Annotated in this window: 22 protein-coding genes; 14 read left to right on the plus strand and 8 right to left on the minus strand. The window is 68.3% G+C overall.

Annotated features, from left to right (window positions below; translation table 11 throughout):
- Positions 1–41: 41 nt before the first annotated feature.
- Positions 42–263: a hypothetical protein gene (locus WT24_RS09460; RefSeq protein WP_011548933.1), complete on the minus strand. Its 222-nt coding sequence runs from the start codon at positions 261–263 to the stop codon at positions 42–44.
- A gap of 251 nt (positions 264–514) precedes the next feature.
- Between WT24_RS09460 and WT24_RS09465 the strand changes: the two genes are divergently transcribed.
- The gene (locus WT24_RS09465; protein WP_060032956.1) at positions 515–2,191 is read left to right on the plus strand and encodes an alkaline phosphatase family protein; all 1,677 of its coding nucleotides are present in this window, start codon (positions 515–517) and stop codon (positions 2,189–2,191) included.
- A 77-nt stretch (positions 2,192–2,268) separates the two neighbouring features.
- Here WT24_RS09465 and WT24_RS09470 read toward each other — a convergent pair whose 3' ends face one another.
- A complete protein-coding gene (locus WT24_RS09470; RefSeq protein ID WP_060032959.1) occupies positions 2,269–3,186 on the minus strand; it encodes a LysR substrate-binding domain-containing protein in 918 nt (305 codons plus the stop codon).
- 162 nt (positions 3,187–3,348) lie between these two features.
- On the opposite strand from WT24_RS09470, the gene WT24_RS09475 reads away from it, so the two are divergent.
- From WT24_RS09475 to WT24_RS09510, 8 genes are all read left to right on the plus strand, one after another.
- Positions 3,349–4,200: an ABC transporter permease gene (locus WT24_RS09475; RefSeq protein WP_060032962.1), complete on the plus strand. Its 852-nt coding sequence runs from the start codon at positions 3,349–3,351 to the stop codon at positions 4,198–4,200.
- Positions 4,201–4,207: 7 nt separating this feature from the next.
- Positions 4,208–5,251 (plus strand): ABC transporter ATP-binding protein, encoded by a 1,044-nt coding sequence (locus tag WT24_RS09480; protein WP_059499479.1) that lies wholly within the window; start codon positions 4,208–4,210, stop codon positions 5,249–5,251.
- Positions 5,252–5,277: 26 nt separating this feature from the next.
- Positions 5,278–6,366 carry an extracellular solute-binding protein gene (locus tag WT24_RS09485; protein WP_059792821.1) on the plus strand — a complete coding sequence of 363 codons (1,089 nt, stop codon included), beginning with the start codon at positions 5,278–5,280 and terminating at the stop codon, positions 6,364–6,366.
- Between the two features lie 10 nt (positions 6,367–6,376).
- On the plus strand, positions 6,377–7,207 hold the full coding sequence (locus WT24_RS09490) for an ABC transporter permease (protein WP_060032965.1): 831 nt from the start codon (positions 6,377–6,379) through the stop codon (positions 7,205–7,207).
- Positions 7,208–7,268: 61 nt separating this feature from the next.
- Positions 7,269–7,739 carry a TIGR00725 family protein gene (locus WT24_RS09495; protein ID WP_095211607.1) on the plus strand — a complete coding sequence of 157 codons (471 nt, stop codon included), beginning with the start codon at positions 7,269–7,271 and terminating at the stop codon, positions 7,737–7,739.
- 122 nt (positions 7,740–7,861) lie between these two features.
- Positions 7,862–8,056, plus strand: a complete 195-nt coding sequence (locus WT24_RS09500; RefSeq protein WP_059792823.1) for a YqaE/Pmp3 family membrane protein — start codon at positions 7,862–7,864, stop codon at positions 8,054–8,056.
- A 113-nt stretch (positions 8,057–8,169) separates the two neighbouring features.
- Positions 8,170–9,486 carry a type II toxin-antitoxin system HipA family toxin gene (locus WT24_RS09505; protein ID WP_059792825.1) on the plus strand — a complete coding sequence of 439 codons (1,317 nt, stop codon included), beginning with the start codon at positions 8,170–8,172 and terminating at the stop codon, positions 9,484–9,486.
- A 15-nt stretch (positions 9,487–9,501) separates the two neighbouring features.
- Positions 9,502–9,786, plus strand: a complete 285-nt coding sequence (locus tag WT24_RS09510) for a helix-turn-helix domain-containing protein (protein WP_059499474.1) — start codon at positions 9,502–9,504, stop codon at positions 9,784–9,786.
- Positions 9,787–9,911: 125 nt separating this feature from the next.
- Here WT24_RS09510 and WT24_RS09515 read toward each other — a convergent pair whose 3' ends face one another.
- Genes WT24_RS09515 through WT24_RS09525 form a run of 3 tightly spaced genes read right to left on the minus strand, consistent with a single transcriptional unit; the run spans position 9,912 to position 12,521 of the window.
- Entirely contained in the window at positions 9,912–10,091 is a 180-nt protein-coding gene (locus WT24_RS09515) for a hypothetical protein (protein WP_059792827.1), read from the minus strand.
- Positions 10,063–11,070, minus strand: a complete 1,008-nt coding sequence (cydB, locus tag WT24_RS09520) for a cytochrome d ubiquinol oxidase subunit II (protein WP_059499472.1) — start codon at positions 11,068–11,070, stop codon at positions 10,063–10,065. The genes WT24_RS09515 and cydB overlap by 29 nt, the downstream gene beginning before the upstream one ends.
- Positions 11,071–11,099: 29 nt before the next feature.
- Positions 11,100–12,521, minus strand: a complete 1,422-nt coding sequence (locus WT24_RS09525; RefSeq protein WP_060032967.1) for a cytochrome ubiquinol oxidase subunit I — start codon at positions 12,519–12,521, stop codon at positions 11,100–11,102.
- A 469-nt stretch (positions 12,522–12,990) separates the two neighbouring features.
- On the opposite strand from WT24_RS09525, the gene WT24_RS09530 reads away from it, so the two are divergent.
- From WT24_RS09530 to ltaE, 3 genes are all read left to right on the plus strand, one after another.
- Positions 12,991–13,314, plus strand: coding sequence for a hypothetical protein (locus tag WT24_RS09530; protein WP_060032970.1), 324 nt, complete (start codon positions 12,991–12,993; stop codon positions 13,312–13,314).
- Between the two features lie 13 nt (positions 13,315–13,327).
- On the plus strand, positions 13,328–13,879 hold the full coding sequence (locus WT24_RS09535; RefSeq protein WP_060032974.1) for a YMGG-like glycine zipper-containing protein: 552 nt from the start codon (positions 13,328–13,330) through the stop codon (positions 13,877–13,879).
- 115 nt (positions 13,880–13,994) lie between these two features.
- Positions 13,995–15,008, plus strand: coding sequence for a low-specificity L-threonine aldolase (ltaE, locus tag WT24_RS09540; RefSeq protein ID WP_060032976.1), 1,014 nt, complete (start codon positions 13,995–13,997; stop codon positions 15,006–15,008).
- Between the two features lie 110 nt (positions 15,009–15,118).
- Here the strand turns inward: ltaE and WT24_RS09545 are convergent, their stop codons facing one another.
- Both WT24_RS09545 and WT24_RS09550 read right to left on the minus strand, forming a co-directional pair.
- Positions 15,119–15,331 (minus strand): DUF1059 domain-containing protein, encoded by a 213-nt coding sequence (locus WT24_RS09545; protein ID WP_060032980.1) that lies wholly within the window; start codon positions 15,329–15,331, stop codon positions 15,119–15,121.
- 153 nt (positions 15,332–15,484) lie between these two features.
- Positions 15,485–16,390, minus strand: coding sequence for an HTH-type transcriptional regulator ArgP (locus tag WT24_RS09550; protein WP_059821927.1), 906 nt, complete (start codon positions 16,388–16,390; stop codon positions 15,485–15,487).
- Between the two features lie 316 nt (positions 16,391–16,706).
- Between WT24_RS09550 and WT24_RS09560 the strand changes: the two genes are divergently transcribed.
- Together WT24_RS09560 and WT24_RS09565 are read left to right on the plus strand one after the other, a co-directional pair.
- Entirely contained in the window at positions 16,707–17,777 is a 1,071-nt protein-coding gene (locus WT24_RS09560; protein WP_060032987.1) for a rhodanese-like domain-containing protein, read from the plus strand.
- Between the two features lie 125 nt (positions 17,778–17,902).
- Positions 17,903–18,562: a glutathione S-transferase family protein gene (locus WT24_RS09565; RefSeq protein WP_059499464.1), complete on the plus strand. Its 660-nt coding sequence runs from the start codon at positions 17,903–17,905 to the stop codon at positions 18,560–18,562.
- Between the two features lie 97 nt (positions 18,563–18,659).
- On the opposite strand, the gene WT24_RS09570 is transcribed toward WT24_RS09565, so the two are convergent.
- Entirely contained in the window at positions 18,660–19,352 is a 693-nt protein-coding gene (locus tag WT24_RS09570) for a phosphatase PAP2 family protein (RefSeq protein WP_060033237.1), read from the minus strand.
- Between the last annotated feature and the right edge of the window lie 413 nt (positions 19,353–19,765).

Genomic DNA, 19,765 nt, shown 5'->3' on the forward strand with positions numbered 1-19,765 from the left:
CTCCGCCGCCGCGCCCGCACCCGCCGGGCGCGGCGGTTTTGTCAGCGCCCGGCGATCGCCGGTTCGCGCTTGTCCAGTTCCTTCCTCGCGGCCAGCGGCAGACGCGCGTCGTCCCACTGCGTCAGCCATTCGACTTCCTTGGCGGTGAACACCTGTCCGTAGTTGCGCAATGCGTACTGCAGCGCGTCGACGACGTGATGGCGAATGATTTCGGGGGTACGTGCATCGTCCAGCACGAACCGGAGAGCTTCCAGGGTTGACATAGTCGTGCTCCGGGTCAGGGAAAACCCTTTATCACACGCCAATAGTCGCGGGCCAAGCCGAAAAAAAATCCGGCCGCGCGGGCCGGCGCACGCCAAGGCCGCGTATTGCGACTGCTTCGTGTCATTTGCGATTGGTTACGTTTGACAGAGAACAGAAAGCCCCGCTTCATCCGACCGCCGCACGACCCGGCGATATTTTGCGCGCCTGACGGCAAGTCGCGTAGTTCAACATCAATCGGTGAGGTGGGGTGATGATTTCCAGGTTCATCAAGCAACGGAAAGTGGCGGTGATGGTGGCGGCTGCGCTGGCGCTCGCCAGCGCGGGCGCGCATGCGGCGCAACAGGACGGCAACGCTCACGGCGAGGGCAACGGGCGGGCGAGCCGCGTCGTGAAGCACGTGCTGCTGCTGAGCATCGACGGCCTGCACGAACAGGATCTCGCCCGCTGCATCGGTGCGAATACGTGCCCGAACATCGCGGTGCTGGCGAAGAGCGGCGTGACGTACGCGAATGCGTACACGCCGGGCCTGTCGGATTCGTTCCCGGGCCTCGCCGCGCTCGTGACGGGCGGCTCGCCGAAGACGGCCGGCCTGTTCTACGACGTGTCGTACGACCGCAACCTGTACGCGCCGAGCGACACGACGTGCTCGGGCAAGCAGGGCTGGAACGTCGTGTTCGACGAGACGGCCGGCATCGATGCGTTCAACGGCGGCGCGCTCGTGCACCTCGACGGCGGCGGCGCGTTCAATCCGCAGGCGATCCCGCATGCGAAGGTCAACGGCCAGTGCGTGCCGGTCTACCCGCACAACTACGTGAAGACCAACACGGTGTTCGAGGCCGTGAAGGCCGGCGTGCCGAATGCGCACACCGCATGGGCCGACAAGCATGCATGGGGCTACGACTGGCTGAACGGCCCGTCGGGCACTGGCGTCGACGACCTGATGCGCACCGAGATCAATTCGATCGACCCGGCGACCAACACCGCCTATACCGACGTCTACTCGCACACCGCGCGCTTCGACAACCTGCACGTGCAGGCGCTGATCAACCAGATCGGCGGCCGCGATTCGACCGGCACGAAGAACGCGCCGGTGCCGACGCTGTTCGGCGCGAACTTCCAGACGCTGAGCGTCGCGCAGAAGGCGCCGGTCGCGAAGGGCGGCGGCTATCTCGATGCCGATTTCACGCCGAACGGGCAGGTCGCGAACGCGATCACGTACGTCGACGACGCGATCGGCCATGTCGTCGCGGCGCTGAAGCAGGCCAACCTGTACACGTCGACGGCCGTGATCGTCACGGCGAAGCACGGCCAGTCGCCGACCGATCACACGAAGCTCGTGAAGAACGGCGACACGCTGACGAAGCTGCTCGAAGCGAACAACTTCATCGACCCGAACGGCAACTTCGGCCAGAACAATACGGCGACGGGCAACCTGAACGACGGTTCGGGCCTGGTCGGCACGGGCTTCGTGCAGACCGACGACGTCGGGCTGATCTGGCTGCGCGATCGCAGCCAGCGCACGGCGGTCGTCCAGACGCTGAAGGCGAACCTCGGCTGCAACGCGCCGGGGATCTGCGCGGACGGCCCGCAGGCGTACGTGTTGTACGGCGCGGCGCTGGCCGACCGCTTCGGCGATCCGGCCAACGGCCGCACGCCGGACATCGTCGTCCAGCCGAATCCGGGCGTGATCTACACGTCGAGCACGAAGAAGGACGAGGAGCACGGCGGCAACGCGCCGGACGACAGCCACCTCGGCCTGCTCGTGTCGTATCCGGGCCTGCATCGTGCGCGCACGGTGAACGATCTCGTCGGCACGAAGCAGGTCGCGCCGACGATCCTCGCGCTGCTCGGCGCCGACCCGCGCCTGCTGCAGGCGGTCGTGGCCGAGAACACGCGCGTGCTGCCGGGGCTCGGTATCGGGCGTTGACGGTGTGCCGGATGCCGACGTCGCGCGGTGTCCGGCAACGGGCGCGTGCCGCCGTGCGGCGGTGCGCGCCGTTCGTTTCAGGGCGACGGCGTGCCGTCTTGCGCGCACCCGGCTTCGTCCAGCATCCATGCCCTGAAACGCCGCAATGCATCGCTCGTGTCGAGCCGCTCCGGCGCGTAGCACAGGTAGTGTCCCTGGGCGTCCACGTCGACCGGCGCGTCGAACGGCTCGACCAGCGTGCCCGCAACGAGATTGTCGAGAATCAGGAAGCGCGGCACGAGGGCGATCCCGAGGCCGGCCTGGGCCGCCTGAATCAGCACCGAATATTGCTCGAAGCGTGGCCCGGCCAGCGCGTTCATTTGCGACGCGCGATGACGTTCCGCCCAGGCGGACCACGCGATCTCCGCCTGTTCGTGCACGAGGCGCGGCGCCGCCGCGGCATCGGCAGGCCCATGCAGCGCATGCCGGTCAGCGAATTCGCGCGAGCAGACCGGCACGAAAGTCCTCCCGCCGAGATAGTCGCTTCGCACGCCTTCCCATCCGCCGTCGCCGTAGCGGATCGCCGCGTCGAGCCCGAACGGAAACACGTCGCCGGGCGCGAGATGACGGCGAAAGCTCAGCGTGACGCCCGGCGCGGCGGCGAGAAAGCGCGTGAGCCGCGGCAACAGCCACTTCGTCGTGAAGGTCGGCACGCTCGCGATCGTCAGCAGGTCGCTGTTCTCGCGGGCGCTCAGCAGCTCGATCGACGCGTTGCCGATTTCGCGCAGCGGGCCGACGACGCGCGCGTGATACACCTGGCCGGCACGGGTGAGCGCGAGGCCGCGCCCCTCGCGCACGAACAGCTTCACGCCGAACAGCGCCTCGAGGTTCGCGATCTGCCGGCTGACCGCGCTCGGCGTCAGGCCCAGTTCGCGGGCCGCGTAGGAGAAGTTCAGGTACTTCGCGGACGTGGCGAATGCATGCAGTTCCGCCACGTTCGGATACAGGTGCTTCATGGCGAGCTGTTCCGTCCTTGCACAGGTCGATGCGCGCTTTTTACGTTTTTTTCATGACGATGCCATGTCGGAACCGCACACTGCGCCGGCTTCGACAACGCATGCGGGCCTCGTCCGGCGGGCGTTGCGCGAGGATTTTTCCGATCGTCAGCGAGTGTGTTCATGCCTGCGTCAACCGCCCCGGCCGTGGCCGACGGTATTCCGATTCGTCGTAACAAACCGGCCCGGCCGCCCGTCGGGCGCCTGCTGCTGCAGGCGCTGCTCGCGGCGTTCGCGCTCTACCTGCTGTTGCCGATCGCCTTGCTGCTGATCGGCGCGGTGGGCGAATCGTGGACGAACACGTTGCTGCCCGCCGGCGTCACCGGGCACTGGTTCGCCGACCTGGCTGCGAACCGTAGCTTCACCCGCGCGTTCGGCGTGAGCTTCATCGTCGCGCTGGCGTGCTGCGCGCTCAACGCGGTGATCGGCCTGCCGCTCGCGTATGCGCTGCATCATCGCGCGCAGGCCGGCGGCGGGTTCGCGACGCGCGTCGTGATGCTGATGCCGGTCGCGGTGCCGGCGCTGACGCTCGGCTTCGGCTACATCGCGATCTTCAGCGGCGACGCGCTGCCGTGGCTCGGCACGTTGCCGCTGATGATCGCGGCGCACGCGGTGCTGACGCTGCCGTATCTGCTGCAGACGCTGCTCGGCGACCTGCGCCATCTCGGCCTCGCGCGGCTCGAGGCCTGCGCGGCGACGCTCGGTGCGGCGCCGCTGCGCCAGTTCGTCACGATCGTGCTGCCGAACCTGCGCCATAGCCTGTTTTCCGGGCTCGTGATGGTGGCCGCACTGTCGATCGGCGAATTCCAGATCTCGAACCTGATCGCCGGCTTCCGCTACCGGAACTATCCGATCGTGTTGCTGCAGGCGTTCTACGGCGCGACGGGGATGGCGTGCGCCGCCACCGTCGTGCTGCTCGTGCTCGCCGTGCTGGCGACGCTCGTGTCCGTCGGCACCGTGCAACGTCTGAAGTGAGTCATCCATGAGCCTCGAATTCGAACACGTCAGCTTCCAGTATCCGGGCGCCCGCCATGGCGTCGAGGACATCACGCTGTCCGCCGCGCAGGGCGAACTGCTCGCGGTGATGGGGCGCAGCGGGTCCGGCAAATCCACGCTGCTGCGGCTCGCGGCCGGACTGCTCGACGGCTGGCGCGGCCGCATCGCGATCGGCGGCGACGACGTGGCCGGCGTGCCCGTGTGGCGGCGCGAAGTGGGGATGGTGTTTCAGCACTACGCGCTGTTCCCGAACCTGTCGGTGGTCGACAACGTCGCGTACGGGCTGCGGATGCGCGGCGTCGCGGCCGACGTCCGGCGCCGCCGCGCGCTCGACATGCTCGAGCGGGTCGGGTTGTCGGCGCACGCGACGCGCGGCATCGCGATGCTGTCCGGCGGACAGCAGCAGCGCGTCGCGCTTGCGCGGGCGCTCGTGATCGAGCCGAAGTTGCTGCTGCTCGACGAGCCGCTGGCGGCGCTCGATGCAGGCATCCGTCATCAGCTGCGCGACGAGATCCGGGCACTGCAGCGCGCATGCGGCGCGACGACGCTGTTCGTCACGCACGACCAGGACGAAGCGTTGAGCATGGCCGACCGCGTCGCGATCGTCGACGGCGGTCGCGTGCTTCAGTCCGGCACGCCGCGCGACCTGTACGAACGTCCGGCGACCGCCCAGGTCGCGCGCTTCGTCGGGCATTCGACGCTGCTGCGCGGCCGCGTGCTCGCGCACGGCGAAATCGACGTGCGCTTCGCGACGCTGCGCGCGGAAACGGGCGCGCATCGGCCGGGGACGGAGATCGCGGTGCTGGTGCGGCCCGAGCACGTGCAGGCCGATCCGCCGGCGCAGAGCGCGAATCGCATCGAAGGCCGTCGCGGGGACGTGCGTTACTTCGGCGCAACGCAGCGCTACGACTTCATTCCGGACGGCTCGGCCGACGTGCTGCTGTGCGAAGGGCGAGAGCCCGCCGCGCGCAGCATCGCGATCGACCCGCGCCATCTGCTCGTGCTGCCGGCATCGCCGGATGCGCGCTGATTTCTTTCGTTCAACGGAGATTCACGATGTTTGCAGGCTCCTCTCTTGTGAAGGCCATGCGCGCCCGCGTGCTGGCGCTGGGCGCGCTGGTGGCGCTTTCCTGCGCGGCGGCGCAGGCCGCGCCGCTGTATCCGGGCGAAGACGCGCTGTACGCGAAGGCGGCCGACGAAGGGCTCGTCGTGTCGTTCGATACCGGCCCCGAATGGGCGAACTGGAAGGCGCTGTTCGCCGAGTTCCGCAAGCGCTACCCGAAGGTCGAGATCACCTACAACGACATCGGCTCGGCCGCGACCGTCGTCGCGCTCGACAAGTCGCGCCGCCGCCCGCAGGCCGATACCGCGTACTACTTTGCCGCGTCGGCGCTCGATGCCGCAGGCAAGGACGTCGTCGCGCCGTTCAAGCCCATCAACTTCGACAGGCTGCCGGGCGTGTTCCGCGCGACCGACGCTCGCTGGTTCGCCGTGCATTCGCTGAACATCGCGTTCCTCGTCAACCGGAAGCTCGTCAAGAACGTACCGCAGCGCTGGTCCGACCTGCTGAAGCCCGAGTACCGCAACGCGGTGGTCTATCTCGACCCGCGCTCGACCGGACAAGGCCAGGTCGCGGTGTTCGCGGCCGCATATGCGAACGGCGGCGGCGTCGAGAATCCGAAGCCGGGCGCCGACTTCTTCGGCAAGCTGAAGCAGGCCGGCAACGTGCTGCGCGTGGAGGGCACGACGCCGTACGCGAAGTTCGTGAAGGGCGAGATTCCGATCCTGATCGGCTACGAGAACGACGGCCTCAAGGCGAAGTACGCGGACGGCATGGGCGACGCGGCCGACGTCGTGATTCCGCAGGACGGCAGCGTGTCGGCGCCCTACGCGATGAGTCTCGTGAAGAACGGCCCGAATCCGTCCGCCGCGCAGCTCTGGCTCAACCTCGTGATGAGCGACGTCGGGCAGGCGCTGTTCGCGCAAGGCTACGTGCGTCCGGCGGTGCCGGGCACGCCGGTCGCGCCGGAAGTCGCGGCGAAGCTGCCGAACGCGCCGCAGGTGCGCCCGCTCGATGTCGCGAAGGCGGCGGCGCGCAAGGCCGAGGTCGACCAGCTCTGGTCGCAGGCCACGCTCGGCCAGTAAGGGGCGAGGGATGCAGGCTTCCTTACCCGAACGCGGCGTGCTGCGCCGCTTCGGCGCGCTTCCTGCGGTGGCATTGCTTGCCGTGTGCTTCGTGCTGCCGCTGGCCGCGCTCGTCGACGCGGCATGCGCGGGCGGCGGCCGCGCGTTCGCGGCGGTGTGGCGCGATCCGCTCGTCGCCGATGCGATCGTGCGCTCGCTGGCGCTGGCTGCAGGTGCCGGCACGCTGTCGGTCGCCGTCGGCGTGCCGGTCGCGTTCGCGCTGGCCGGACAGTCGCCGGCCCGTCGTCACTGGTCGCTCGCGTTGCTCGGCGTGCCGCTGGCGTTTTCCGGGCTGGTGATCGCGTACGGCTTCATCCTCGCGTTCGGCCGCTCAGGCTTCGTGACCACGCTGCTGGCCGCGCTGGGCGCCGATCCGACCGTGATCGGCGGCGCGATCTACACGATGCCGGGACTCGCGGTCGCCTATGCGTATTACCTGATCCCGCGCGTCGCGCTGATGATCTACCCCACGCTCGCGAATCTCGACCGGCGGCCGCTCGAGGCGGCGCTTACGCTCGGCGCGCGGCCCTGGCGCGCGTGGCTCGACGTCGCGTGGCGCGAGCTGTGGCCGTCGGTCGCATCCGCATGGTGCCTCGTGACCGCGATCGCGCTCGGCACGTACGGCACGGCGCTGGCGCTGGCCGGCACGCAGATCAACATCCTGCCGCTGCTGATGTATTTGAAGCTGTCGGACGGGCAAACCGATTTCTCGCAGGCGGCTGTGCTGTCGATCGGGCTGACGGCCATCTGTACCTGCGTTCTGGCACTGGGGGAAGGCCTTGTTCGCCAACGACGTCATTGAATGCGCGTGGTCCGAACCGGCCCGCGACGCGCTCGCGCGACTGGCGCAACGGCAACGCGGCATGCACCGGCACCGGATGCCGGTCGGTGTGATCGGCCCGCGCGACGCGACCGATGAACAGATGCGGGTCGCGGAACGGATCGCGCACGCGGTGGCGGCCACGGGTATCGCGCTCGTCGGCGGCGGCAAGCAGGGCGTGATGGAGGCCGCCGCGCGAGGCGCGCATGCGGCCGGCGGCTGCGCGATCGGGCTGTTGCCCGAAGACGACGCCGCGCTGGCGAATCCGTACCTGAGCGTCGCGTTGCCGACGGGGCTCGGCATCACGCGCAATGCGCTGGTCGCACGCGCGTCGGTGTGCCTGATCGCGGTCGGCGGCGGGCTCGGCACGCTGTCCGAAATCGCGCTCGGGTTGCAGTGGGGCAAGCCGGTGTTCACGATTTGCGGTGCACCGCAGGTCGCGGGCGTCGAGTGCTTCGACGACGCGGATCCGCTCGTCCTGCGCGTCGCGCAGTGGCTGGCCGATTCGGCGTAGCGCGGGCGCATCGGTACGACGCTTCGCCCGGTGCGCGTCGCGCCCGGGCTTGAAACGGCGTGCGCAACCCGCCATATTGGCCGGGTATCGCCCGTTCAACGACGTACTCAAAAGGACCGCTCATGCGCCTTCTGCTTGCCCTGCTGCTCCCGTGGTTCCAGTTCTTCACGATCGGCCGCCCGATCGCCGGGGTGATCTGCCTGCTCCTGCAACTCACGATCATCGGCTGGCTGCCGGCCGCGATCTGGTCGGTGTACGCGCTGAGCCAGTACAAGACCGATCGCAAGATCGAGGCGGCGCTGACCCGCAGAAGCTGATTCAAGATTGCGCCTGCCCAGGCGTGCTCGACAAAGAAGGTTGGCATTTCGGTAGAAAAATATATACTTTACTTGCTGGTCGTCTAGTAATTTATATATATTTCTTCCAGAAAATGAGCGCGTCCTGCACGATCCAACTCCATGCCGACGGTGCCTGGCACGATATCGGCGTCGTCACCCTGTTCGGCGACCCCGGGGAAGGTTGGCGCGCGCGTGCTTATACCGGGTACGACGTCGAGTGGGCCATTCGGCATCGGCCTGCCCGCGACGCGCATGCGATGACGTGCCGTTTTCCGGTTGGCCTCGAGCCACTGGAGACACCGCATTGGCCTGTTTTCCTGATCGATCTGTTGCCGCAAGGCTTCGGCCGCGAGGAACTGTTGCGCCGCCTCGGTTTGCCGGAAACGGCAGAGCAGCATGCCGACTGGCCGCTGCTGCTCGCGGGGGCCGGTAATTCGATCGGAAATCTGCGTGTCAGGGAGGCGGCGCAATGGCTTGCCGAGCATCAGGGGCCGCGGCAAGGCTTTACCGACGAGGAGGTGGTCGCGCGAGGCGACGCGTTCAGCGAATATCTTGCCGCGCACGGATTCTTCGTTGCGGGCTCTTCGGGTGTGCAGGGCGAGTGGCCGAAGCTGCTGCTGACCCGCGCGGACGACGGGCTGCTCTATCTCGATCACACGCTGCCGGACGAGCGCGCGGTCGAGCATTACATCGTCAAGTTCGGACGCGGCACGAACGCACGCCTTGCGCAGATCCTGCGTCACGAAGCGCCCTACATGTCATTGGCCCAGCGTCTCGGCTTGCGCGTGCATGCACCGCTGGTGCTGCGCGACCGCTCGCTCTTCATTCGGCGTTTCGATCGTGCGCGTGTGGGCGGTCGCGTTGTCCGGCTCGCTCAGGAAAGCGTTGCTTCGTTGACGGGCAACGCCGGCTTCGGTGTCGTGCCGAGCCATGACGAGGTATGCCGGCATCTCGTGCGTCAATGCACGAATCCCCAGGCCGAGGTGGCTGAATACCTGTGCCGCGACGTCGCGAATCTCGCGTTGGGCAACAAGGATAACCATGCGCGAAACACCGCGTTACAGCGCGATTTCGACGGCCGCATCGCGCTGACACCGCTCTACGACTTTGCACCGATGTATCTGCATCCGGACGGCATTGCGAGGCGTATTCGTTGGGAAGGAAATGACGGCGGCCGGCCGGACTGGGCGCGCGTGCTTGATGCGGTCGTTCGGTCTAGCGAGCCGCGGGCGGGCGAGACGCATGTCGCGCTGGACCGTGCTGCATTGCAGGCGCGGCTGAGTGCGATGGCGCCGCGTTTGCAGGAAATCGCCGATCATGGCGCCGGGCTCGGATTGGAGGACGATGTGCATGCGTTCCTGAGGCCTGGACTCGAGCGGCTCGCCGGTGAACTGGATGCGCTGGGTTAGGCGGAGGACGACACGATGGACAAACGCTACAACGCGCTGCCGCTTCCCGAACAGCTTTTGCTCCGGCGGCAAGCGATCGAGGGCGTTCTCGCGCATCCCGAATGGTCGCTGCGCGAATCCGTGCGGTACCTGAAGAAGACGATGCGGCTGACGAGTGCGGAAATGGCAACGCTTGCCGGCGTGTCGACCAAGACGATTCAGGATATCGAACAGGGGCGCAGCGAAGGGACGGTGCAGACGATGAACCGCATATTCGGCATGCTGGGGCTCAAACTGGGCGTGGTGCGGCAGGACGCGTAGCCGGTCGCGCATTCGCCGCCGTCCTGCGCCGCCGATTGCCGACCCGATGTCACAAGGCGCTACGGCAGCGTGCAATACGGCGAGACGGGCGAGGGCCGGATGCGGGGCGTTGCACCCCGCTTCGCCTACTTCACCGCAAACAGCGTGAGGTTCATGAAGATCTTGAACGCATAGCCGAGCGTGACGGCGCCGATCACGCCGCCCGCCCACAGAACGACGAACCACATCCAGCCGCGCATCCGCGGCCGCGGCGCCGCAGGCAGGCGATCGGCGGAATCAGTGGTGGTAGTAATGCTGGTCTTCATGGCGCACCTTGCCTCGGAATACCCAGTAACCCATCGTCGTGTAGGCGATGATGATCGGGAGGATAACCGCTGCGCCGACCAGCGTGAAGGTCTGGCTCGAACGCGGTGCCGCCGCTTCCCAGATCGTCATCGTCTGGGGAATCGCATACGGGAACAGCGTGACGAGCAGGCCGACGTAGCCGAGCAGCACCAGCGCCAGCGCGAGCACGAACGGCGTCATGTCGTGCCGGTCGCGTACCGCGCGACGCATCCACACCGCGCACGCGGCCACCAGAAACGGCACCGGCAGCAGGCGCCAGAACAGCCCCGAATCGAACCAGCGCTGCGCGACGGCCGGATCCTGCAGCGGCGTCCACAGGCTGACGATCGCGATGAAGCCGAGCAGCACGACGGTCAGCGGCCACACGACGCGATGCAGGCGCCGCTGCAGGTCGCCTTCGGTCTTCGCGACGAGCCAGCAGCAGCCGAGCAGCGCGTACGTGACGATCAGGCCGAGGCCCGTCAGCAGGCTGAACGGCGTGAGCCAGTCGAACGCGCCGCCGGCATACACGCCGTCCTTCACGTCGATGCCCTGCAGGAACGCGCCAAGCGCGATGCCCTGGAACAGCGTCGCGCCGGCCGAGCCGCCGATGAACGCGAGATCCCACAGCTGCTTCGTGCGCCGCGCCTTCGCGCGGATCTCGAACGACACGCCGCGGAAGATCAGGCACACCAGCATGAAGATCAGCGGCAGGTACAGCGCCGACAGCACCGTCGAATAGACGATCGGAAATACCGCGAACAGCCCGGCACCGCCGAGCACGAGCCAGGTCTCGTTGCCGTCCCATACGGGCGCGACCGTGTTCATCATCAGGTCGCGTTCCCGCTCGTCCGGGAAGAACGGGAAGACGATGCCGATGCCGAGGTCGAAGCCGTCGAGCACGACGTACATGAAGAGCCCCAATGCGATGATCGCGGCCCAGATTACGGTGACGTCCATAGGTTTTCTCGTATGCGAAAGGAATGGGCTCAGACGGTCTCGATCAGCTCGTCGACGGCCGACATCGGGCGGCGCGCGGTGTGATCGGGGCGCGTGTCCGGCAGGTCGTGCGTCGCGTCGTGCTCGACGGCGGGCAGCGCGGGGCCGGCCTTCATCAGCTTCAGCATGTAGTACACGCCGGTGCCGAACACGAGGAAGTACACGATCACGAACGTCATCATCGACAGGCTGACCTGCTGCACCGACAGCGGCGACACGGCCTGCGCGGTGCGCATCACGCCATACACGACCCACGGCTGGCGGCCGGCTTCGGTCGTCACCCAGCCCGCGAGCAGCGACACGAAACCGGTCGGGCCCATCGCGAGCGCGAAGCGCTGGAACCCCTTCGATTCATACAGGCGGCCGCGGCGGCGCAGCAGCCATGCGAGCGCGGCGAGGCCGATCATCGCGAAGCCGAGGCCGACCATGATCCGGAAGCTCCAGAACACGACCGTCGAATTCGGGCGGTCTTGCGGCGGGAAGTCTTTCAGCCCGCGGATCTCGCCGTCCCAGCTGTGCGTGAGGATCAGGCTGCCGAGGTGCGGCACCTTCACCGCGTAGCGGGTCGTCTCCGCTTTCATGTCGGGGATGCCGAACAGGTTGAGCGGCGTGCCGCCCTTTTCGGTTTCCCACAGCCCTTCGATCGCGGCGATCTTCGCGGGCTGGTGCTTCAGCGTGTTGATGCCGTGCTGGTCGCCGATCACGGCCTGCAGCGGCGCGAGCACCAGCAGCAGCCACAGCGCCATCGAGAACATCTTCTTCACGCCCTTGTCGCGGCGGCCCTTCAGCAGGTGCCACGCGCCCGTCGCGGCCACCACCAGCGCGGCGACGATGAACGCGGCGATCGCCATGTGGAACAGGCGGTACGGGAACGACGGGTTGAAGACGATCGCGAACCAGTCGGTCGGCACGACGCGGCCGTCGACGATCTCGAAGCCCTGCGGCGTCTGCATCCAGCTGTTCGACGCGAGAATCCAGAACGTCGAGATCAGCGTGCCGATCGCGACCATCAGCGTCGCGCCGAAGTGCGCGCGCGGGCTCACGCGGTTCCAGCCGAACAGCATGATGCCGAGGAAGCCGGCTTCGAGGAAGAACGCGGTCATGACCTCGTACATCAGCAGCGGGCCGGTGACGGCGCCGGCGAAGCTCGAGAAGCCGGACCAGTTGGTGCCGAACTGATAGCTCATCACGACGCCGGACACGACGCCCATCCCGAACGCGACCGCGAAGATCTTCGACCAGAACAGGCAGAGCGTCTTGTAGTACTGCTTGCCGGTCCTGAGCCAGCGATATTCGAGCACGGCGATGAAGCTGGCGAGGCCGATGCTCAGCGCCGGAAAGACGATGTGAAAGGAGACGGTGAACGCGAATTGCAGGCGGGCCAGATCGAGGGCCGAAAGTGCGGTGTCCATACCAGTTGACCGAGACTTGACGATACCCGCCGGCGGGTGCCGGCGGACCCCGGCGCACGGCGTCGGGGTTGGCTGGAGTATGGGCCGCGATGTTGCACCGCGAAATGCGCCAACTCGTCGCAGATGTCCAGCCCGTCGCGCGCCCTTTCGGGTTAAATCGTTGATTCGTATCAAGAAGGCCGTTCGCGGCGCGCGTGGCCGCGGCGTGGCGGTCTGACGCACGTGCGTCAATATGGCGCGTCGCGTCATCGGAACGGTTTTGCGCGGACGACAACCGTGTGCCGGGACGGCAATCGGTTTCGATGCGTTAAACGCGTAACGCGCGCGTCCGAACGGGCGGGGCGTCCGTCACACGGGTAACGTCGCGCAACATTCGCGCGCCCGCCCGTAATGGATACCGGATCGCGTGCGGCGTAGCGTTCGGGATGTCCGGTTCGGATCGACGAACCGGCCTGCCGGAGAACGTGACGTGAATGGATTGAAGCTCGCACTGGGCGCGGCGGTCGCGGTGGCGGTCGCGACGGGCGGCGTGGCGCATGCCGCCCGGGTCGGGGTCTATATCGGCCCCGGCTACCCGTACTACGCCCCTGTCGTACCTGCGCCGTACTACTACCCGCCGCCCGTCGTCGCGGTGCCGGTCGCTCCGCCGCCGCCCGAGTATGTCGAGAAGGGGCAGCCGCAGGACGACGGCGACGCGAACCTCTGGTACTACTGCGACGCGTCGAAGCATTACTACCCGTATGTGAAGACCTGCAAGTCGGGCTGGCGCACGGTGCCGGCGCGGCCGCAGTGACGGAGGCGCGACGATGAAGACGGTATTTCGACCACTGCGCCTGCCGGCCGCGCTGGCGCTGGCCGCGCTGCTCGGCGCATGCGCATACATGCCGACCGGCCCGAGCGTGATGGCGCTGCCGGGTACCGGCAAGTCGTTCGACCAGTTCCGAGCGGACGACGGCAGTTGTCGCCAGTATGCGTTCCAGCAATCGGGCGGCGTGAGCGCCGGGCAGGCGTCGACCGCGAGCGCGGTCGGCAGCGCGGCCGTCGGCACCGCGCTCGGCGCGGCGGCCGGCGCCGCGTTCAACGGCGGCACCGGCGCGGCGGTCGGCGCGGGCGCGGGGTTGCTCGCGGGCAGCGTCGTCGGCGCGGGCGCCGCGCAGGGCTCGGCCTACGATGTCCAGCGCCGCTACGACTACGCGTATCTGCAGTGCATGTATGCGACCGGCAACCGTGTGCCGGTGCCGGGCGGCATGAGTGGCGGTAGCGGCGGCGGGTATGGCGGGGGCGGCTACGGCACCGCGCCGCGCGCGGCGCCCCCGATGCCGCCGGCGGGCGTCCAGCCGCCGCCGCCGCGATATTGATCCGCGCGATCGCGTGCCTTCATCGGCACGCGCTGCGTGAATTGCGTACACTCTGAGTCTCGTTTTCGGCAGGGCCGGACGCAGGGATGCCGGCTCGTTTACTCAGGGCACAGCGATGATCGATTTACGCAGCGATACCGTGACACGTCCGAGCCAGGCGATGCTGGCTGCAATGACCGCCGCCGAAACCGGCGACGACGTCTGGGGCGACGACCCGACCGTCCTGCGCCTGCAGGCGGTGACGGCCGAGCGCGCCGGCAAGGAGGCCGGCCTGTTCTTCCCGAGCGGCACGCAGAGCAACCTGGCCGCGCTGATGTCGCATTGCGAGCGCGGCGACGAGTACATCGTCGGCCAGCTCGCGCACACCTACAAGTACGAGGGCGGCGGCGCGGCCGTGCTCGGCAGCATCCAGCCGCAGCCGATCGAGAACGCGCCGGACGGCACGCTGCCGCTCGCGAAGATCGCCGCGGCGATCAAGCCGCTCGACAATCACTTTGCCCGCACGCGGCTGCTCGCGCTCGAAAACACGATCGGCGGCCAGGTCTTGCCGGAAGGCTATGTGCAGGAAGCCGTCGCGTTCGCGCGCAGCCGCGGGCTGTCCACGCACCTCGACGGCGCACGCGTATGCAATGCGGCCGTCGCATCGGGTCGCCCGATCGCCGAGCTGTGCGCGCCGTTCGACACCGTGTCGATCTGTTTCTCGAAAGGGCTCGGTGCGCCGGTCGGCTCGGTGCTGGTCGGCAGCCGTGCGCTGATCGAGCGCGCGCAGCGCTGGCGCAAGGTGCTGGGCGGCGGGATGCGGCAGTCGGGCATTCTCGCGGCGGCGTGCCTGTATGCGCTCGATCACAACGTCGAGCGGCTCGCGGACGATCACGCGAATGCCGCGCATCTCGCGGCCGGCCTCGCGCGCATCGACGAAGTGAAGGTGCTGTCGCATGCGACGAACATGGTGTTCGCGCAATTCCCCGAAGCCGATTGCGCGCCGCTCGAGGCGTGGCTCAAGGCGCGCGGGATCCTCACGCAGATGCTGTATGCGTCGCGCTTCGTCACGCATTGCGACGTGTCGCGCGCGGACATCGACACGTTCGTCGGCGCGGTCGGCGCGTATTTCGCGCAGCGTCGCGCGTGAAGCGGAACGCGCCGGCCGGCGGACGGGCCGGCGCGGTGTCGTACGACATGACGTCACGCACGAAGGGGTGACGCGGCGCGTGGTCGATCGAGCGTTGCCGTGCCGGCGGATTACCCTTGCCGCGGCATGTCGGCGGGCGGTGTGCCGTCGTGGAATAGCGATTTCAGCTGCGTGCGCAGTTCGGCGCTGTCGGTGTGCTGGTGGACCGAGACCGCGTGTTGCACGGCGGCCTCCAGCAGTTCGTTGTCGGAGTCGGCGGAGATGGCGACCGAGCAATGCGTCGCGCTGGGAAACTCGCGGCAATCGATATAGCGGCGGGACATGATGTTCTCCTCACACGAAAGGGAACGGCCGGACCTGGATGGTCGGCCGCGCGGCGCGTTCGCGAGGCCGATGGAAAAAGTATAGGCGGCGCGGCGGACTTTCCTGTCGCCGTGCATCCCGCGCCGGCAACGTCGATCGCCCGCGCCGGCGCGTTACGGCAACGGCGCGAGCAGCCGGCGCGCCGCTTCGACGACCCGCGCGGACAGCGACGCCATCGTCGGCGACTGCACGGTCCACGCGTGCCAGTACAGCGTGACGTCGGTCGGATGCGCGGGCGCGAGATCGACGAGCCCCTGCGCGTCGAGCGGCGCGGCGCCGATCAGCGGCTCCGGCACCATCGCGTAGCCGAGCCCGTGCCGCACCGCGGCGAAGTGCGAATGGGTGCCCGGCACGTAGTGGCACGGGTACGCGCCTTCGGGCAAGCCGAACTTCTCCTTCAGGAACGACGATTGCAGCGTGTCGCGCCGCGAATACGCGACGACGGGCGCGTGGCGCGCGCTCGTGCGGTTCAGGCCGCGCGGGAACCAGCGACCGGCGAACGCGGCCGCGGCGAGCAGCCGGTAGCGCATCGTGCCGAGCGGCGTCGCGATGCAGCCGCGCATCGGCTTCGGCTCGGTCGTCACGCAGCCGACCGCCATCCCGCTTTCGAGCAGCGCGAACGTGTGATCCTGATCCTCGACGATCAGCTCGAACAGGATCCGCTCGCCCGCCAGCACGGACGTCAGCGCGGGCAGGAACCACGTGCCGAGACTGTCGGCATTCAGCGCGATCGTCACCGAGATCGGCGATTCGCGCTCGGCCGCGAGCATGCTCTGCAGGTCGGCCTGCAGCAGCGCGACGCGGCGTAGGTGCTGCAGCACGCGCTGCCCGGCGACCGTCGGGCGGCACGGCCGCGTGCGCAGCACGAGCGGCGTGCCGAGGCTCGCCTCCAGCGCGCGGACCCGCTGCGTGACGGCGGACGCGGTCACGTGCAGGCGCACGGCCGCCTGCTCGAAGCTGCCGGTGTCGGCGACGGCCAGCAGCGCGGCGGCCTGCTTCGGATCGATCGTCATCGACATGTCGGGGGCATTCCTGTGATCGGGGACGAGAACAGGCCGTAGTGTAAGGCAGCGTGCGCGGCGGCCCCGGTGCCGCGCAGCGTCCCGCCGTGCGCGATTCGTCGTCGGAATTGGTTGCCGCGCAGGGCGATGCCGGCGGCGCGGGCATTTTGATTTACGCTGTATGGATGTGCGAAACGCGGCGGGCGCGATGCCGCCCGCGCGGTCTCGATGTCGTCATGCCGACGCCGACGCCGGCGCCGGCGCCCGGCGACGCGAAGTAGCATTCCGATCAGGCTACACCCCACTGAAGCACCAGCAACGGAGCACCAGCGCCATGATCTTCCGGCAACTTTTCGACCCGCAATCGTCGACGTACACGTATCTGCTCGCCGACGGCGCATCGCGCGAGGCGCTGCTGATCGATCCCGTGTTCGAGCAGGTGCGCCGCGACGCGGCACTGCTCGACGAGCTCGGGCTGCGGCTCGTCGCGACCGTCGACACGCACGTGCATGCCGATCACGTGACGGGCGCGTGGCTCCTGAAGCAGCACACGGGCAGCGCGATCGCGATCTCGGCCGCGAGCGGCGCGCAGGGCGCCGACCGCTACCTGAACGACGGCGACCGCTGCGCGTTCGGCTCGCGCTACCTGACCGTGCGCGCGACGCCCGGTCACACGAGCGGGTGTATCAGCCTCGTGCTCGACGACGAATCGATGGCGTTCACCGGCGATTGCCTGTTGATCCGCGGCACCGGCCGCACCGACTTCCAGCAGGGCGACCCGCGCGCGCTATATCGCGCGGTGCACGGTCGGCTCTTCACGCTGCCGGCCGCGTGCCTGCTGTATCCGGCGCACGACTATCGCGGGCTCACGGTGACGAGCGTCGGCGAGGAGCGGCGCTTCAACCCGCGCCTCGGCGGCGATCTCAGCGAAGACGATTTCGCCGGCTACATGCGCAACCTCGGGCTCGCGCACCCGCGCCAGATCGACGTCGCGGTGCCGGCGAACCTCCAGTGCGGCGTCGCCGCGAACGCGCCCGATGCGCGGGCGGCAGCCAACTGGGCGCCGCTCGTCTATACGTTCGCCGGTTTCTGGGAAATCGATCCGCAATGGCTCGAGGATCATCTGCCGGCCGTGCAGGTCGTCGACGTGCGGGAACCGGACGAATTCGCGGGCCCGCTCGGCCATCTGCCCGGCGCGATGCCGATCCCGCTCGGCGAACTGGCCGCGCGCACCGGCGAGATCGCGCGCGAGCGGCCGGTCGTGACCGTGTGCCGGGCCGGCGGGCGCTCCGCGCAGGCGACGGTAATCCTGAAGAAGGCCGGCTTCGACGCGGTCGCGAATCTCGGCGGCGGGATGCTGCGCTGGCGTGCCGAAGGGCGTGTCGTGGCGGATGGCCGATCGTAGCGGCCCGGGCAGCCCCTCGAAAAAAATTCCGGATCGATGTCGAAACGGCCGGGCGCCGTTCGTCGTCAAGGTATCCGATCACGTGGCGGCGCATGACGCGGCGCCGAAACCCTGAGAGACCATCAATGATGCCGACGCTTTACGCCCATCCCTTTTCGTCTTACTGCCAGAAAGTACTGACCGCGCTGTACGAGAACGGCACGCCGTTCGACTATCGCGTGCTCGCGCACGACGATCCGAAGCCGATGCAGGAGCTGGCCGCGCTGTGGCCGCTGAAGCGTTTCCCGGTGCTCGTCGACGCGGGCCGCACGGTGATCGAGGCATCGATCATCATCGAGTATCTCGGCCTGAACCATCCGGGCCCCGTGCGCCTGCTGCCCGACGATCCGCGCGCGGCGCTCGAGGTGCGGACGATGGACCGTTTCTTCGACAACTACGTGGCGACGCCGCAGCAGAAGGTCGTGTTCGATGCGCTGCGGCCGGAAGCCGAACGCGATGCGCGTGGGGTGGCCGATGCGCGCGCGATGCTCGACACGTCGTATGCGTGGCTCGACAAGACGATGGCCGATCGCGAATGGGCGGCCGGCGACCGTTTCAGCCTCGCCGACTGCGGCGCGGCGCCGTTCCTGTTCTACGCGGACTGGACGCACCGGATCGACCCGGCGTTCGCGAACGTGATCGCGTACCGCAAGCGTCTGCTCGCGCGGCCGTCGTTCGCGCGCGCGGTCGACGAGGCGCGACCGTATCGTTCGTTCTTTCCGCTCGGCGCGCCCGATCGCGACTGACGGGCGCGGCCGTCGCACGGCGTGCCGCGGCCGCGCATGGCCGGCAGCGCGCGCCGGGGCGACGGAACAGCAGCAGCGGCAGCATCGCGGGGGCTCGTCACATCGTGCGCGTGGCCGACTGCGCGAGCGTCAGCAACTCGTCGAACTGCGTGATCAACTCGAAGCACAGCAGGAACGCGAGCGTATAGGCCGGCGCGGGAAAGCGCCGGATCAGCTCCAGCACCGGCGGCGCGAAGCGCGACCGGATCGCGTCGCGCGTCAGCAGCCATGCGATCGCGATGCCGATCGCCGCGCCCGCGATCAGGTCGGTCGGATAGTGAAAGCCGAGATACGCGCGCGGCAGGCAGATGAACACGACCGAATACAGCAGCGCGACGATGCCGATGCGGCGCGCGATGATGAAGATGCCGGTCGCGATCGCCATCCAGAGCATCGCGTGATCGCTCGGAAACGAACTCCATGTCTGCAGCGTCGCCGCGCGCAGCCCGGCCGACGGAAAGTGCAGGTGCAGGTCGGGGTTGTAGATCGGCCGCACGCGGAACGGCAGCACCTGCGCAAGCACGCGGCCGACGGCCAGCGCGATGAGCCCGCTCGCGACGGTGGCGACGACCAGCTCGCGTTGCCGTTCGCGGTTCGGGCCGGGCTGGAACCACAGCCAGCACAGCACGGGAACGAGCACGAAGCCCTTGAATGTGTAGAGACCCGCGACCACGCGGATCGCGTGATTCATCAACGGGCCGAACGTCACGTGGGTGAGGAAGATCTGGATCGTGGTGTCGAAATCGTTCATGTCCTGTGCGACCCGGGCGGACGCGCAGCGCATGACGGGCGGCCGGCTGGATCGGAAAGCGCGCTCGCACGGAGCGCAAGGGGGCAAGTATGTCACCCGTTATTTCGAAGAAAATGCGAAAAAATACCGGGAATCCCCTGATAAACCGGGGCCGTGTGGTGGGGCCGGATGGGAGCGCGCCGTGCGGTGCGGCGGGGACGATTCATCCGACGTTTGCGGGCGGGCGTGCACGTGCGTCGTAAAAAATAGTTGGGTGAACTGGACAATTCGGCAGGCCGCCGTCGTCCTTGCGCCGGATGAGCGATTGCCGTGCCGGGACGGCGCGAATCTGCCGCACGGCGCAGCGTCACGTGCGCGCCGATCGAAAATAAAAAAGCGGGCAAACCGCGTGGGCTTGCCCGCCGGCATGGCGC

This window comes from Burkholderia sp. MSMB1078WGS (assembly GCF_001528895.1).
Taxonomy (GTDB): Bacteria; Pseudomonadota; Gammaproteobacteria; order Burkholderiales; family Burkholderiaceae; genus Burkholderia.

Coding starts and splice junctions, on each gene's coding strand:
- WT24_RS09460 (WP_011548933.1), bottom strand. CDS start 263: ATGTCAACCCTGGAAGCTCTCCGGTTCGTGCTGGACGATGCACGTACC.
- WT24_RS09465 (WP_060032956.1), top strand. CDS start 515: ATGATTTCCAGGTTCATCAAGCAACGGAAAGTGGCGGTGATGGTGGCG.
- WT24_RS09470 (WP_060032959.1), bottom strand. CDS start 3,186: ATGAAGCACCTGTATCCGAACGTGGCGGAACTGCATGCATTCGCCACG.
- WT24_RS09475 (WP_060032962.1), top strand. CDS start 3,349: ATGCCTGCGTCAACCGCCCCGGCCGTGGCCGACGGTATTCCGATTCGT.
- WT24_RS09480 (WP_059499479.1), top strand. CDS start 4,208: ATGAGCCTCGAATTCGAACACGTCAGCTTCCAGTATCCGGGCGCCCGC.
- WT24_RS09485 (WP_059792821.1), top strand. CDS start 5,278: ATGTTTGCAGGCTCCTCTCTTGTGAAGGCCATGCGCGCCCGCGTGCTG.
- WT24_RS09490 (WP_060032965.1), top strand. CDS start 6,377: ATGCAGGCTTCCTTACCCGAACGCGGCGTGCTGCGCCGCTTCGGCGCG.
- WT24_RS09495 (WP_095211607.1), top strand. CDS start 7,269: ATGCACCGGCACCGGATGCCGGTCGGTGTGATCGGCCCGCGCGACGCG.
- WT24_RS09500 (WP_059792823.1), top strand. CDS start 7,862: ATGCGCCTTCTGCTTGCCCTGCTGCTCCCGTGGTTCCAGTTCTTCACG.
- WT24_RS09505 (WP_059792825.1), top strand. CDS start 8,170: ATGAGCGCGTCCTGCACGATCCAACTCCATGCCGACGGTGCCTGGCAC.
- WT24_RS09510 (WP_059499474.1), top strand. CDS start 9,502: ATGGACAAACGCTACAACGCGCTGCCGCTTCCCGAACAGCTTTTGCTC.
- WT24_RS09515 (WP_059792827.1), bottom strand. CDS start 10,091: ATGAAGACCAGCATTACTACCACCACTGATTCCGCCGATCGCCTGCCT.
- cydB (WP_059499472.1), bottom strand. CDS start 11,070: ATGGACGTCACCGTAATCTGGGCCGCGATCATCGCATTGGGGCTCTTC.
- WT24_RS09525 (WP_060032967.1), bottom strand. CDS start 12,521: ATGGACACCGCACTTTCGGCCCTCGATCTGGCCCGCCTGCAATTCGCG.
- WT24_RS09535 (WP_060032974.1), top strand. CDS start 13,328: ATGAAGACGGTATTTCGACCACTGCGCCTGCCGGCCGCGCTGGCGCTG.
- ltaE (WP_060032976.1), top strand. CDS start 13,995: ATGATCGATTTACGCAGCGATACCGTGACACGTCCGAGCCAGGCGATG.
- WT24_RS09545 (WP_060032980.1), bottom strand. CDS start 15,331: ATGTCCCGCCGCTATATCGATTGCCGCGAGTTTCCCAGCGCGACGCAT.
- WT24_RS09550 (WP_059821927.1), bottom strand. CDS start 16,390: ATGTCGATGACGATCGATCCGAAGCAGGCCGCCGCGCTGCTGGCCGTC.
- WT24_RS09560 (WP_060032987.1), top strand. CDS start 16,707: ATGATCTTCCGGCAACTTTTCGACCCGCAATCGTCGACGTACACGTAT.
- WT24_RS09565 (WP_059499464.1), top strand. CDS start 17,903: ATGATGCCGACGCTTTACGCCCATCCCTTTTCGTCTTACTGCCAGAAA.
- WT24_RS09570 (WP_060033237.1), bottom strand. CDS start 19,352: ATGAACGATTTCGACACCACGATCCAGATCTTCCTCACCCACGTGACG.